Origin of the sequence: Candidatus Accumulibacter similis (genome assembly GCA_013347225.1) — a bacterium.
Lineage (GTDB): Bacteria > Pseudomonadota > Gammaproteobacteria > Burkholderiales > Rhodocyclaceae > Accumulibacter > Accumulibacter similis.
This window is the reverse complement of record CP054595.1, coordinates 1,128,140-1,141,588: the sequence shown is the minus strand read 5'-3', so window position 1 is coordinate 1,141,588 and position 13,449 is coordinate 1,128,140. Positions and strand designations below refer to the sequence as shown.

At 66.7% G+C, this 13,449-nt stretch carries 18 protein-coding genes; 10 read left to right on the top strand and 8 right to left on the bottom strand.

Annotated features, from left to right (window positions below):
• The first annotated feature begins 1 nt into the window (after position 1).
• The 10 genes from fliI (at position 2) to fliR (ending at position 7,504) form a co-directional block, all read left to right on the top strand.
• A complete protein-coding gene (gene fliI, locus HT579_05235) occupies positions 2 to 1,435 on the top strand; it encodes a flagellar protein export ATPase FliI (GenBank protein QKS28388.1) in 1,434 nt (477 codons plus the stop codon).
• A 49-nt stretch (positions 1,436 to 1,484) separates the two neighbouring features.
• Complete coding sequence (gene fliJ / locus HT579_05230; GenBank protein QKS28387.1) at positions 1,485 to 1,931, top strand: flagellar export protein FliJ; 447 nt, start codon at positions 1,485 to 1,487, stop codon at positions 1,929 to 1,931.
• 59 nt (positions 1,932 to 1,990) lie between these two features.
• The gene (locus HT579_05225; protein QKS28386.1) at positions 1,991 to 3,049 is read left to right on the top strand and encodes a flagellar hook-length control protein FliK; all 1,059 of its coding nucleotides are present in this window, start codon (positions 1,991 to 1,993) and stop codon (positions 3,047 to 3,049) included.
• Between the two features lie 66 nt (positions 3,050 to 3,115).
• Positions 3,116 to 3,667, top strand: coding sequence for a flagellar basal body-associated FliL family protein (locus HT579_05220; protein QKS28385.1), 552 nt, complete (start codon positions 3,116 to 3,118; stop codon positions 3,665 to 3,667).
• Positions 3,668 to 3,673: 6 nt separating this feature from the next.
• A complete protein-coding gene (fliM, locus tag HT579_05215; protein QKS28384.1) occupies positions 3,674 to 4,678 on the top strand; it encodes a flagellar motor switch protein FliM in 1,005 nt (334 codons plus the stop codon).
• Positions 4,671 to 5,108 (top strand): flagellar motor switch protein FliN, encoded by a 438-nt coding sequence (gene fliN, locus HT579_05210; protein ID QKS28383.1) that lies wholly within the window; start codon positions 4,671 to 4,673, stop codon positions 5,106 to 5,108. Before fliM ends, fliN begins: the two co-directional genes overlap by 8 nt.
• Before the next feature lie 208 nt (positions 5,109 to 5,316).
• Positions 5,317 to 5,703: a flagellar biosynthetic protein FliO gene (fliO, locus tag HT579_05205; GenBank protein QKS28382.1), complete on the top strand. Its 387-nt coding sequence runs from the start codon at positions 5,317 to 5,319 to the stop codon at positions 5,701 to 5,703.
• Positions 5,690 to 6,445 (top strand): flagellar type III secretion system pore protein FliP, encoded by a 756-nt coding sequence (fliP, locus tag HT579_05200; GenBank protein QKS28381.1) that lies wholly within the window; start codon positions 5,690 to 5,692, stop codon positions 6,443 to 6,445. Before fliO ends, fliP begins: the two co-directional genes overlap by 14 nt.
• Positions 6,442 to 6,711: a flagellar biosynthesis protein FliQ gene (fliQ, locus tag HT579_05195; protein ID QKS28380.1), complete on the top strand. Its 270-nt coding sequence runs from the start codon at positions 6,442 to 6,444 to the stop codon at positions 6,709 to 6,711. Before fliP ends, fliQ begins: the two co-directional genes overlap by 4 nt.
• 7 nt (positions 6,712 to 6,718) lie before the next feature.
• On the top strand, positions 6,719 to 7,504 hold the full coding sequence (gene fliR / locus HT579_05190) for a flagellar biosynthetic protein FliR (protein ID QKS28379.1): 786 nt from the start codon (positions 6,719 to 6,721) through the stop codon (positions 7,502 to 7,504).
• 30 nt (positions 7,505 to 7,534) lie between these two features.
• On the opposite strand, the gene HT579_05185 is transcribed toward fliR, so the two are convergent.
• From HT579_05185 to HT579_05150, 8 genes are all read right to left on the bottom strand, one after another.
• Positions 7,535 to 7,687: a hypothetical protein gene (locus HT579_05185; GenBank protein ID QKS28378.1), complete on the bottom strand. Its 153-nt coding sequence runs from the start codon at positions 7,685 to 7,687 to the stop codon at positions 7,535 to 7,537.
• 63 nt (positions 7,688 to 7,750) lie between these two features.
• Positions 7,751 to 8,659, bottom strand: a complete 909-nt coding sequence (locus HT579_05180; protein QKS28377.1) for a DMT family transporter — start codon at positions 8,657 to 8,659, stop codon at positions 7,751 to 7,753.
• A gap of 38 nt (positions 8,660 to 8,697) precedes the next feature.
• Positions 8,698 to 9,522 (bottom strand): transporter substrate-binding domain-containing protein, encoded by an 825-nt coding sequence (locus HT579_05175; GenBank protein QKS28376.1) that lies wholly within the window; start codon positions 9,520 to 9,522, stop codon positions 8,698 to 8,700.
• 11 nt (positions 9,523 to 9,533) lie between these two features.
• Complete coding sequence (locus HT579_05170; protein ID QKS28375.1) at positions 9,534 to 10,934, bottom strand: GntP family permease; 1,401 nt, start codon at positions 10,932 to 10,934, stop codon at positions 9,534 to 9,536.
• Between the two features lie 141 nt (positions 10,935 to 11,075).
• Positions 11,076 to 11,978, bottom strand: a complete 903-nt coding sequence (locus HT579_05165) for a M23 family metallopeptidase (GenBank protein QKS28374.1) — start codon at positions 11,976 to 11,978, stop codon at positions 11,076 to 11,078.
• 89 nt (positions 11,979 to 12,067) lie between these two features.
• Complete coding sequence (locus HT579_05160; GenBank protein QKS28373.1) at positions 12,068 to 12,457, bottom strand: hypothetical protein; 390 nt, start codon at positions 12,455 to 12,457, stop codon at positions 12,068 to 12,070.
• 127 nt (positions 12,458 to 12,584) lie between these two features.
• On the bottom strand, positions 12,585 to 13,040 hold the full coding sequence (locus HT579_05155; GenBank protein ID QKS28372.1) for a Dyp-type peroxidase: 456 nt from the start codon (positions 13,038 to 13,040) through the stop codon (positions 12,585 to 12,587).
• Positions 13,041 to 13,151: 111 nt separating this feature from the next.
• Complete coding sequence (locus HT579_05150; protein QKS28371.1) at positions 13,152 to 13,445, bottom strand: acylphosphatase; 294 nt, start codon at positions 13,443 to 13,445, stop codon at positions 13,152 to 13,154.
• Between the last annotated feature and the right edge of the window lie 4 nt (positions 13,446 to 13,449).

Sequence of the window (13,449 nt, the reverse complement as noted above, 5' to 3'; positions counted from 1 at the left end):
GATGACTGAAGCCACCGGCAATCCGCACCTCGACGCCTGGCGGGCCTTCATCGCCGGCTGCCGCCAGGCAGCGACGCAGGTCAGCCCGCTGCTGCCCAGCGGCCACCTGACACGCATCAACGGCCTCGTCATGGAGGCCTCGGGACTGAAGCTGCCGCTGGGAAGCTCATGCCGGGTCATGCCGTCCGGCGGCTCGCCGATCGAAGCGGAAGTGGTCGGCTTTCATGGTGAGCGCCTGTTCCTGATGCCGACCGAAGACGTCTACGGGCTTTCGCCGGGCGCCCGGGTGGTGGCTCTCGAAACCCCCAACGGACCACCACGAGTCGGCCAGCCACCGCCGGCACGACGACGTTCGATCGACCGTGCGAAGCTCGTCCCGGTCGGCGAATCGCTGCTCGGGCGCGTCCTGGACGGGGCTGGGCGCCCGCTCGACCAACTCGGGCCGCTCAATGCCCGATCGTTGCGCCCGCTGCAGAGCCGGCCGGTAAACCCGATGTCGCGGGCACCGATCGAACAGGCACTCGACGTCGGCGTCCGCGCCATCAACGCGCTCCTCAGCGTCGGTCGCGGCCAGCGCATGGGGCTCTTCGCCGGCTCCGGCGTCGGCAAGAGCGTCCTCCTCGGGATGATGGCCCGCTATACGGCCGCCGAAGTGATCGTCGTCGGCCTCATCGGCGAGCGGGGCCGCGAAGTCAAGGAGTTCATCGAACAGATTCTCGGCGAAGAAGGGCTGCAGCGCGCCGTCGTCGTCGCCGCCCCAGCCGACGTCAGCCCGCTGATGCGCCTGCAGGGAGCCGCCTACGCCACCAGCATCGCCGAGTATTTCCGCGACCGCGGCCGACACGTGCTGCTGATCATGGACTCCCTCACCCGCTACGCGATGGCACAGCGCGAGATTGCGCTTGCCATCGGCGAGCCGCCGGTGACCCGCGGCTACCCGCCGTCGGTCTTTGCCCGCCTGCCGCAACTGGTCGAACGAGCGGGCAACGGCCGCGATGGTGGTGGCTCGATCACCGGTTTCTACACCGTACTGGCCGAGGGCGACGACCAGCAGGATCCGATCGCCGATGCCGCCCGCGCCATCCTCGATGGCCACATCGTCCTCTCGCGCACGCTCGCCGACGCCGGACATTATCCGGCGATCGACATCGAGCAGTCGATCTCGCGCGCCATGACCAACCTCGTCAGCCCCTCGCACCTCGACCAGATCAGGCGCTTCAAGAGCCTTTTCTCGCGCTATCAGCGCTCGCGCGACCTGCTCAGTGTCGGCGCCTATGCCGCCGGCTCGGACCCGCAGCTCGACCAGGCGATCGCCATCTACCCGCGCTTCGAAGGGCTCCTGCAGCAGAGCCTGGGGCAGCGTGCCGACCTGGCCAGCAGTATCGCCCAGTTGCACGACCTGTTCGGCCCGGCACAGGCCGCGCCAACGGGCTAGAATGCCCTTGCCTCCTCTTTGGTTGTGAGGACCGGTCAACGGAGCCAGCGTGTCCAGACCCTTTCCCCTGCAATCCGTCCTCGACCTCATGCGCAACCGCAACGATGCGGCGACGCAGCGCCTGGCCGCGCTGATCGCTGCCGAAAGGGACGCCCGCAAGACACTGGCGATGTTGCTTCAGTATCGCGACGAATACACCGCTCGCTTCCGCCAGGCGGTACAGGACGGCCTGGGCCAGCCGGAATGGCGCAACTACCAGGAATTCCTTGACCGCCTCGACGAGGCTGTGCGACAGCAGGAGCAGGCAGCAGCCCTGAAGGCGGCGCATACCGCCGCCGGGCAGGCCGAGTGGCAGAACCAGCGAAGCCGCCTCAACGCCTTCGACACGCTCTCCGACCGTCACCGTGCCGGCGAGGCCCGGCGGGAACTGCGAAACGAGCAGAAGCTGCAGGACGAGTTTGCCGCGCGCGGCAGCGACGGCCGGCACGAGCAGTAACCAGAGCTTGGCACGGCACTTGCTTCAAGTACGGCGAAAGCTCGCGAAAGGGAAACGTCATGGCCATCAGCATCGTCAGCGCGGCACTCGTCGCACAGCCGGGCCGCCCCGCTGCCGCCGACGAGGCCGAAGTGCGCAGCACGCGCGCCGATGAAGCGGCTCTCGGCAACGACTTCTTCAGCATACTCCTCGCCGTGCCGGCGATGACCGCCAGCGCAGCAGCGCCGGCAACAGACATCGCCGACGCTCCGCAGCCTGCAGCCGAAACCGTCGCGCCGACCGCTGCCGTCGACATCCTCGTGTTGAGCCAGCAGCTGCCACAGACGTCATACCGCCCGCCCGCCGCCGGCAACGGCGGCGGCGATGGCCAAAGGATCGCCGGCCAGGGTGCCGCCGCTGGCGAAACCCTGGCCGCCTTGCTGCCTGCCCAGAGCGGAACAGGCGCAACGGAACCGCTGCGGCCGACCGCCGACAGCAGGCAGCTACCGGCAGCGGCAACCGACGCCCGCCTCAAGGCGGCAACTTTTGCCGTCCCCGACCTCGCCGCCATGCCGCGCGCGCCGGCTGCGGCAGCAGAGAGCGAGCCGCTGGAGCCAGCGCTGCCCGTACAGTCCACAGCACCGCCGACCACCGCCGGCAATGCGGCGGCCGGCGCTGCCGCCACACCCGCAGCCGCACACAGCCTGCAGACGCCGCTGCGTGACCCGTCCTGGGCAAGCGAGTTCGGTCAGAAACTGCTCTGGTTTGCCAACAACGCGCAACAGGGCGCACAGATCACTGTCCACCCAGCGCAACTGGGCGTCATCGAGATCAGCCTGCACCTCGACCGCGACGGCGCCACGGCGCACTTCGTGTCGCCGAATGCCGAGGTGCGCAACGCCATCGAGGCGGCCATGCCGCGCCTGCGCGAGATGTTCGCCAGCGCCGGCATCGACATCGGACAGCTCAGCGTCGGCAGCCAGTCCCTCGGGCAGCAGTCGCAGGGACAGGGGGATTCGTCGCCCGCCACCCACCGGCTGCCCGATGCGGCTATACTTGGCGCCGGTCCGCCTGCCGGCGTGCCCGTGGCGCCGGTTGCCACAAGCCGCGGCCGGGCGATGATCGACGTCTTCGCCTGAGCCTGCAGCACGATGGCGGGGCGTCTGCCCAAGGATGGCTGAAGTAATCAGGGAGAGAAACGCCGCATGGCCAAGGACGCCAAACCTGCGACTGAAATCGGTGATGCTGCGCCGGCGAAGAGCAGCAAGAAGCTTCTGATCATCATTCTGCTCGTGGTTCTGGTCGTCGGCCTCGGCGGGCTGAGCGCCTTCCTCCTTTTGCGGGGCAGCGCCGCGCACGAGGACGATGGCGAAGAGGCGGTGGTCGAGAAGGCCAAACCGGCGAAGAAGAAGAAGGTGGACCTGAACGCGCCACCGGTCTACGTCGCCCTCGACGCATTCACCGTCAACCTCGTTCCGGAGAACGGTGACCAGTTCCTGCAGCTGATCGTCTCGGTCGAGGTCGACGACTCGCAGGTCGGCGATCACATCAAGCTCTACACACCGAAGCTGCGCAACGACATCACCCTGCTCCTGTCGAGCAAGAAGGCCTCGCAATTGATCACCAAGGAAGGCAAGGAGACCCTGGCGCAGGAAATCAGGGAACAGATGAACGGCGTCCTCGACCCGGCCGGCAAGGGCAAGAAACGGGACTGGCCGATCAAGGAAGTACTCTTCACCTCGTTCATCATCCAGTAGGCCCGCATGAGCGCCGACTTCCTCTCCCAGGATGAGGTTGACGCCCTGCTGAAAGGCGTCACCGGCGAAGCCGACACCAACGAGGAGGTTGACGAGGGAACTGCGGGGCCTCGCCCCTACAATCTGGGAACCCAGGAGCGCATCGTCCGCGGACGCATGCCGACGCTCGAGTTGGTCAACGAGCGCTTTGCCCGTTACCTGCGAATCGGCCTCTTCAACTACCTTCATCGCAGTGCGGAAATTTCGGTCGGTTCGATCCGCGTCCAGAAGTACAGCGAGTTCACCCGCAACCTGGTGGTGCCGACCAACCTCAATCTCGTCACCGCAAGACCGCTGCGCGGCACGGCGTTGTTCGTCCTCGATCCCAGCCTGGTCTTCCTCGTCGTGGACAACATGTTCGGCGGCGACGGCCGTTTCCACACTCGTGTCGAAGGCCGCGACTTCACCGCCACCGAACAACGCATCATCCAGGGGCTGCTGCGCGTCATCTTCACCGAGTACACGCGCTCGTGGAAACCGGTCTACGACCTCGGCTTCGAATACATCCGTTCCGAGATGAACTCGCAGTTCGCCAACATTGCGACACCCTCCGAGATTGTCGTGTCCACGACCTTTTCGCTGGAGTTCGGTGGTTCAAGCGCCGACATGCACATCTGCTTCCCGTACTCGATGCTCGAACCGATCAGGGACCTGCTCTACAGCGCCATGCAGAGCGATCAACTGACAACCGACCGGCGCTGGATCAATACCTTGCGCAAGCAGTTGAAGAATGCCGAGGTCGAGCTGACGGTGACGCTGGCAACCGCGAGCGTCAGTCTACGCCGGATCCTGGAGATGAAGGCCGGCGACATCATCCCGCTGGAGATTCCGGAGACCGTCGTCGCCCTGGTCGACGGGGTACCCCTGATGGAATGCCGCTATGGGCAGCAGGGCGGACAGTACGCGCTCAAGGTCGAGCGCTTCCTGGCGGCAGAACGCGCGGAAAGCTCCGCGGGAGAAAACAATGGCTAGCGAAATGGACGAACCCGGAACGCCCGCAACCGACGACGCCGGGCTTGACGACGACTGGGCAGCGGCAATGGCCGAGCAGGCGATGGCCGCAGCCGCGCCGGCGGGCAAGGCGCAGACTGCCAGCATCTTCCCCAGTTTTGACGAAGCGGGAAGCAAGGGATCGTTGATGAACGAGCTCGACATGATCCTGGACATCCCGGTCCAGATCGCCGTCGAGCTCGGCCGCACCAAGATGACGATCCGCAACCTGCTGCTGCTGGCTCATGGCTCGGTCGTCGAGCTCGATGCGATGGCGGGCGAACCGCTGAATGTCTTCGTCAACGGCACGCTGATCGCCCAGGGCGAAGTCGTCGTCGTCAATGACAAGTTCGGCATTCGCCTGACCGATATCGTCACCCCGTCGGAACGCGCACGCCGACTCGGCCACTGAGGGGTCTGCAGCAGCCGTCCCGTCGGGCGCGGGATGCGAGGCGCGCGATGCAGCGAACGAACCGCTGCCGATCGCAGTCGTGCAGAATGTTCACCCGGACTGCACTTGCATTATGATGTGTACCAGCATCCTCACCGGGCCAACCCTCTTGCCTCGACGCTCGTCCGTCTACCCTGGTCGCCGTGGCCGTGCCGCGACCCTGCTGACAATGCTGCCGCCGACCGTGCTGGCGCAGCCAGCCGGCAGCGAAGTGCCGACATTCGGCACCGGCATGCTGCTGCAGGGTACGCTCGCCCTGGCGCTGGTGGTGGCGCTCCTGTTCCTTGGCGCCTGGCTGTTGCGCCGGCTGAATGGTGGCCGCGGATTCGGCGGCAGCGGACCGCTGCGCCTCGTCGGCGGGCTGATGATCGGCCCGCGCGAGCGCATCGTCCTGGTCGAGGTCGATGAAACCTGGATCGTCGTCGGCATCGTACCGGGACAGATTCGCGCCCTGCATACCCTGCCAAAGGGTGACCCGCACGCCGGGGGCGAAGGTGAGAGGCACTTTGCCCAGTGGCTGAAACGCATCTCCGAGCGCAAGAATGAAGACGGCTGACCTTAGCCGCCGCCTCGGCTTCCTCCTGCTCCTCGTTGCGCCGCTTGCCACCTGGGCACAGGCCGGCGGGCTGCCGATGGTCACCAGCACGCCCGGTGCCGACGGCAGCCAGACTTACACGCTGTCGGTACAGACGCTGCTGACGTTGACCGCGCTCACCTTCATTCCGGCAGCGCTGCTGATGATGACCAGCTTCACGCGCATCATCATCGTCCTCTCGCTGCTGCGGCACGCGCTCGGCACCCAGACCTCGCCGCCGAACCAGGTGCTGATCGGCCTGGCGCTGTTCCTGAGCTTCTTCATCATGTCGCCGGTTCTCGACCGCATCCACAGCGAGGCCTACGTGCCACTGTCGGAGGACAGGATCAGCTTCAGTGCGGCCGTCGAGCGCAGTGCCGTGCCGCTGCGGGAGTTCATGCTCAAGCAGACACGCGAATCCGATATCGCGCTCTTCGTCCGCATGAGCCGAAGCCCGGGCTTCGCGTCCACTGCCGAGATCCCGATGCGCCTGCTGATTCCAGCTTTTGTCACCAGTGAACTGAAAACCGCGTTCCAGATCGGCTTCGTCATCTTCATTCCCTTCCTGATCGTCGACATGGTGGTCGCCAGCGTGCTGATGTCGATGGGCATGATGATGATGTCGCCGGTGATGGTGGCGCTGCCGTTCAAGCTGATGCTGTTCGTGCTGGTCGATGGCTGGCATCTTCTCCTCGGGTCGCTGGTCGCCAGCTTCGCCGCATGACCCCCTCGACGGTGATGGAAATCGGACGGCAGGCGGTCGAGATGACCTTGCTCCTGTCCGCGCCACTGCTTCTCGCAGCCCTGCTCATCGGCCTCGTCGTCAGCATCTTTCAGGCGGCGACGCAGATCAACGAGCAGACCCTGTCGTTCATCCCGAAGCTCGTTGGCGTCTTCCTGGTTCTTCTCGCCGCCGGACCCTGGATGCTGCAGCTCATGGTCGACTACGTGCGACGACTGTTCGAGAGCATTCCCCAAATGATCGGCTGAACCCCGGATGATCAGCCTCAGCAGCGCCGAGATCAACGCCTGGGTGGTCGCCTTCTTCTTCCCGCTGGCACGCGTCCTGGCGCTGATGGCGACGGCACCACCGTTCAACAATCCGGCCCTGCCGGTACGCGTGCGGCTGGCCGCCGGCCTCGCCGTGACCCTGGGCGTCGCGCCGCTGCTGCCGCCGATGCCGGTACTCGACCCGGGGTCGGGAATCGGACTGCTGCTGCTCGCGCAGCAGTTGCTGATCGGCTTCGCGATGGGCTTTGCGATGCGCCTGGTCTTCAGCGCCGTCGACATGGCCGGCAGCCTGATCAGCCTGCAGATGGGGATCGGCTTTGCCAGCTCCTATGACCCGCAGACGGCCGGTCAGACCGTGGTCGTCTCCGAGTTTCTCGGTCTCCTCGCCTTGCTGGTGTTCATGGCGATCAACGGCCACCTGATGGTCATCGCCACCCTGACGCACAGCTTCAGCGTCATGCCGATCGGCGCCACCCGCCTCTGGCCGGACACCTGGTGGCAGCTCGCCGCCAGCGGCGGCATCATGTTTTCATACGGACTGTTGCTGGCGCTGCCGATCGTCGTCGCGCTGCTGATCACCAACCTGGCGCTGGCCATTCTCGGCCGCGCCGCGCCGCAACTCAACCTGATGGCGATCGGCTTTCCGCTGACCATCGCCCTCGGCTTCGCCGCCCTGATGTTCGGCCTGGCGCATCTGGCACAGCCGCTGCAGGAACTGTTCGAGCATGGCCTGCAGTCGATGCTCGGCCCCTTTGCCCTGCAGCGCCCGTAGCCGATGGCGTGACGATCCCGGCACCGGGCCTCAGGCTGCGGCCACCTGCCCCTGCGCATCCGCCAGGCCGGCAAGAGCCGGCGAACAGACCATTTGCAGGTCGCCCGAGCGCAACCACTCGGGCAGCGGCCGGCGGGACCAGTGTCTGAACTGGTCGATGTCGAACACGATCATGCCGGCCAAGAGGCTGGTATCGGCTCGTCGATCCGGCCGCTGCAGCAACCGGCGACAGGCACCTGCTGGCCATCAACCGACCCTGTCGCGCTGCCGTTGGCCCGGCAGGTTGACCAGCACGATGCCCGTGCTGACGCAGACCGCGGCGGCGACGAAGCCGGGCGTCAGGCTGTCTCCCAGCAGGAGAACGCCGAAAGCGACACCGAACAGCGGTGTCAGGAAGGAGAACACCGACAGACGCGCGGTCAGGTAACGGGTGAGCAACCAGAACCACGCCAAGTAGCTGGCAAAAGCGACGATCACGCCCTGATAGGCCAGCGCCAGCAGCACCGGGACGCTCAGGTTGCCGAATCCGCTCTCGCCGAGCAGTGGCGAGAGCGGCAGCATGAGCAGTGCGGATACCGCAAGCTGGTAGAAGAGGACCTTGGTCGCGCTGATCGTCGCCAGTTGCGTCGCACGGATCAGGACGGTCGTCGCCGCCCAGCCGAGCGCCGCCAGCAGTCCCAGGAGGTCGCCGATCCAGGCATCCGGCCGACTGCCGCTCCTGCCGGCGAAGGCGAGGACGATGCCGGCGAACGCCAGCGCGACGCCAAGGAAATGTCGCCAGCGCATCCGTTCGCCGGCGACGAAGAGGTGCAGCCCGAGAACCGTGAAGCACGGCGCGGTGTAGAGAACGACGATCATCCGCGACGCCGTCGTGTACGACAGGCCGAGATAGATGAAGACGAACTCGAGTGCGAACAACAGTCCGGCCAGCAGGCCGCAGCGCAGCGTGCCGTCCGCTTCGTGCAGCGGCAGGCGACGCCAGAGTGCCCAGCCGAGCAGCAGCACGAGGGCGATCGCCGAGCGCAGCCCCGCCTGCAGGACCGGGCTGATGCCCTCGCTGGCGATCTTGATCGTGACCTGCTGGAAGCCCCAGGTCGCGCAGAGCAGCACCATCAACGCGAAAGCGGCGACGCCCGGGGCGGTCCGCTGCGCCATCGCCACCGCCAGCCGCCGCGACTCGCTGCCGCCGGAGCCTACCGGCCCTCCCAGACGGGCTGCGCGAAGCGGCGCCGGAGTTCATCGGGGATCGGCGCGATCTGCAGGCGACTGTACTCGTCGACGATCCGCTGGTAGCTGCCATCGGCTTTCATCGTCGCCAGGGCCCTCTCCCATTTCAGCGCCTCGGCGTCCGGCAAATCCCTTGATGCCGCGAGATAGATCTCGCTCGGGCGAACGATCTCGCCGAAGTTGAGCGCCGCCAGGTTGCCGCCGACCTCGCGCATGGCATGGATGACCATCAGCCGTGGTGCCAGCCAGGCATCGATCCGCCGCTGCTGCATCAGGCGTGCGTTCATCCACTCCTCCGGCTGCGCCTTGATGCGGTGGAAGCCGCGCTCCCTGAGCAGCGCCTCGGCGCCCGAACGGCTGAGAACGCCGACCGGGCGTTCGCGCACCCTGTCGAGACTGGAAACGTCGATTCCCTGGCCACCGACCAGGATGAGGTCATCGGTCAAGATGCGTGCCAGCCAGCGGTAGCGTTCCTCGCGTTCGGGAGTTCGCGTCAGCGCCAGGATGCCGATGTTCGGCTGCGTCTGCGCCAGACGCTGCGCTTCGCCCCAGGGCATGAACTCGATCAGGCCACTGTGGCCGGCGCGCCTCGCCATCTCGCTGACGACCTCGAGGACCAGACCATGAGCGGCACCGGGTGTCTCGCTGACACTGGCTGGCGGAATCTGGAAAGTGTAGGGCGGCAGTTCGGCTGCCAGCAGGCGCAGTTCCTTCGCCCGCGCCTGCCCCTGTGCGAGAGCATGCGGCGCACAGACGACGAGCGCGGCCAGGACGAGCGTGAGAAGGCGCACGGTTCCCTCCCTCAGAAGGTGCCGAAGAGGCCGTTGAGAATGATCACCAGAACCATCGCCAGCAGCGGAAAGGCGACGGCCACCATGAAGATGTCGAAGTACGACTGCCTGTGATTCAGCCCACAAATGGCCAGCAGGGTGATCACGGCGCCGTTGTGCGGCAACGCATCGAGACCCCCCGACGCCAGCGCCGCAACCCGGTGCAGGATTTGCGGACTGAGGCCAGCAGCCTGCGCCAGATCAAGGTACTGCTGCCCGACCGCCTGCAGGGCAATGCTCATGCCACCCGACGCCGATCCGGTGATGCCGGCGAGGACGTTGACGATGATCGCCAGCCCGACGACCGGATTGTCCGTGAGGCCCATCAGCCAGTCCTTGATTATCGCAAAGGCGGCGAGACTGGCGATGACGCCACCGTAGGCGACCTCAGAACCGACATTGAGGATCGGCAGCATCGAACCCAGAGTACCATCGGTCAGCGACTGGCGGACGCTCTGGAACCGTTTCCACGTGAGGGCTATCAGCACGACGCAGGCGGTCAGCATGGCGACGATGATTGCCCAGGTGCCGCCGACGGCGGCAACGGTCGTCTTGCCGTACTTCGGCGTCGCCAGATACGCGGTGTCGAGCTCGGGGATGACATACTTGCTGAAGACGAAGTTGATCGCCAGCACGAGGATCACCGGTGTGATGGCCACGGCAAAGGACGGCATCTCGCCCAGCGGCGTCGCCGCGGGCGCGCCAGCGGCAGCCGGCGACGCGTCGTCGCCGAAGCCTTCGCCCGCAGCGCGGGCGCGGCGGGCCCGCAGCATCAACCAGAGGCTGCCGCAGACGAACATGACGATGCCGGCGACGAGGCCGAGGCCCGGAGCGGCGAAGGCGTCGGTATGGAAGTAGGGCATCGGGATGGCGTTCTGGATCGCCGGCGAGCCCGGCAGCGCCGACATCGTGAAGGTGAAGGAGCCGAGGGCGATGGTGGCGGGAATCAGCCGCTTCGGCAGGCCGCCCTCGCGAAACATCTGGATGGCGACCGGGAAAACGGCAAAGGCGACGACGAACAGCGACACGCCGCCATAGGTGAGCACGCCGCAGGCCAGGATGATGGCGATGATCGCTCGCTCCTTGCCCGTCCATTCGACGATCTGGTGGGCGATCGTCCGCGCGCAGCCGGAATCGTCCATCAGTTTGCCGAACACCGCGCCGAGCAGGAACAGCGGGAAGAACTTGATCAGGTAATTGCCCAGCGCGGGCATGAACACCTGCGTGTAGGTGGCGAGAATCGGCGCATCGAAATCGCCCAGCAGCAGACCGACGAGCGCACAGATCGGCGCAACGAGGATGACGTTCCAGCCGCGATAGGCGAGAACGATCAACAGCAGAAGCGACACCAGGATCCCGAGAATGCCAAGCATGGCTACCTCCTCCCATGAAGCGTGCAGAACACGAGCTACCTCAACCCCCCGCCGAGTATGGGACCTGCGTGCACCGGCCGTCAACCCGCCATCCGTCGCCCGTCGGCAACCATCACGGCATGCCGGTACGCCCGTTTCCCCTCAACGATCCCGATCCGCTGCTCTGCCGGCAATGGTCGTCGGCAGCTCGCCGGCCCGCAACCGCTGGCGATACGCCACACTGCCGGGGCGTGGCGGATTCCCGAGCAGAAAGCGGACGGGCAGCGAGACGGTGGCGAAGCCGGTGGCGTTGCCGACCACTTTCTGCACCACGAAGTGCAGGTGCGGACCGCCACTGTAGCCGGTCGCCCCGACGCCGCCGATGACCGTCCCGGCCTTCACCTTCTGGCCGACGGCAACTGGCGCAACGGCGTGTGCCAGGTGGGCGTAGCTGGCGATGCTGCCGTCGGCATGCAGGATGCGAACGACGTTGGCCCTGGCGAGCAGCCGGCGATCCCTGCCGCCGACGCGATTGGCAAACACGGCCTCGATGACGACACCGTCGCGCGCAGCGACGACCGGGGTTCCCGCCGCCGTGGCAAAATCGATCGCGTACTCGCTGTCGGCCGCGTCGTGCGTCAGCCGCGGGCCATCGTGGCTCTGGCTGACGACGGCGCTCTGGCCTCGGGCGAAGGGCAGTCGATAGGCGAAGTTCTCGTCGGGCTGCGCCCGGTAGCTGCCGATGACATGGACCGCCTCACTGCTGAAGCGAAGCGGGCGTCCGGCCACGGCGGCACGCACCTGCAACAGGACCGCCAGGCTGCCAGGCGCGACTACCGCATACACCGGCAGCAACGCGTCAGCGCGGACATTGTCGACGTCGGCCAGCAACAAACGCACCGATACCGGCGCCGCCCCACGATTGAGCCCGACCAGACGGTGACCGCCGCCCGCCGCCTCGACCACGACGCTGAAGGGATAGGCCGCCGGGCCCGCGACAACCGGGCGCGCCAAGGCGCCCGTCAACACCAGGCAGCAGAGCAGCCGGAAAACGACTGAAGCCATCGCGCCGTCCTCAGCGGACGGGCGACCGCTGCGCTGCCCGCTGCAACGGAATCAGCTCAGCCAGCAGCCGCCACCGGCGGTGACTCGGCTCAGTAGCCCCAGTAGCGGGCCGGCGGCGGGGGATAGGGCAATGGCGCAGGGACGACGTAGACCGGGCGCGGCGGCGGTACGTAAACCGGCGGTGGTGTGACAATGACCGGCGGTGGCGCATAGTAGGTCGAGGCAGCCACGCCGACCGCGACACCGGCAATCGCCAGCGCCGCTGCCGGCCCAACCCAGGACTGCCTGTACGGCCGGTCATGGCGGTACGCGGGATAAGTCCGCGGGCCGTAGTGGCCACCCCGGTAATCAGCCCGGTAGTCACCGCGGTAGTCACCGCGGTAGTCACCGCGATGGTGGCGATGATCGGCGAAGGCAGTGGAAGAGAAGCCGAGCGTCAGGCCCAGCGCCAGTGAGATGCAGGTAATGGTCGTTTTCATGAAGCGAATAACGCTGCACTGCGGACACGGATGACCGGTGACGGGGAGTCATTCGTGCACCCTTTTGTAACCGCCCGCAAGCGCAGCGCGCGCCGAACCGCTGCTGGGCACCGACCGACGACGGCCGCTAGAGGCGCAGCGGCGACAGGTCGAGCCGGCCGGCGCGCATTGCCGGACACCAGAAATAGGCCCCGGACTGCGGTCGGGTGAAGCGGAACAGGGCGTCGGCGATCTCCTCGTTGTCGCGCCGGCGGCGGCCGATGCACAGGTCGCGATCGTCGGGCGGCATCTGCTCGAAAAGGGCGAGATCGTGCAGCCAGCGCTGCAAGGCAACGAAGCTCGACCCCGTCAGCAGTGGCCGATCGGCGCCGATGATCGCGGCGGTCGTCGCCGCATCGCCGGCCGGGTTTTCGGTGCCATCCTCGTAGCCGCTCAGATCCCGGCCACCGTCGTGCACGAAGGCATCGAGCGTTTCCGCAAGACGGAACGTCGGTGCAAGGAACTGTTCGATGCGCCGCGCACGCTGCAGGAGTTCGCCTCGGTCGTCACCGCGCAGCCAGATCCAGATTGCCGCGGGCGTCACCGGCCGTTTTCATCGCGGCAGCAGTTCCATTTGGCAAGCGCTCCCAGCAGAGCAGTGCGGACGTCTCCCGGGTGGTTTCGCCGAGTTCGTGCGCTTGCTCGTCACGCCGGCTCAGCGGGTGGCAATCTGCGCGAAACCCGTCCGCGTGCCGATCTCTGCAGCATTGCCCTCGCTGCAGACGACGCTGTCGACGCGCGCCATCGACGGCCCGCGGTGCGCCCACAGCAGCAGCGCTTCGACCGCTTCGACCGGACCGCTGACGAGTGCTTCGACGCTGCCGTCGCGGCGATTGCGAACCCACCCGGAAAGACCGAGGCGATCCGCTTCGGCACAAAGCGACCAGCGGTAGCCGACGCCCTGGACACGGCCCCGGATGGACAACTGGCGGCAGATCGTTCGACTCATCTGA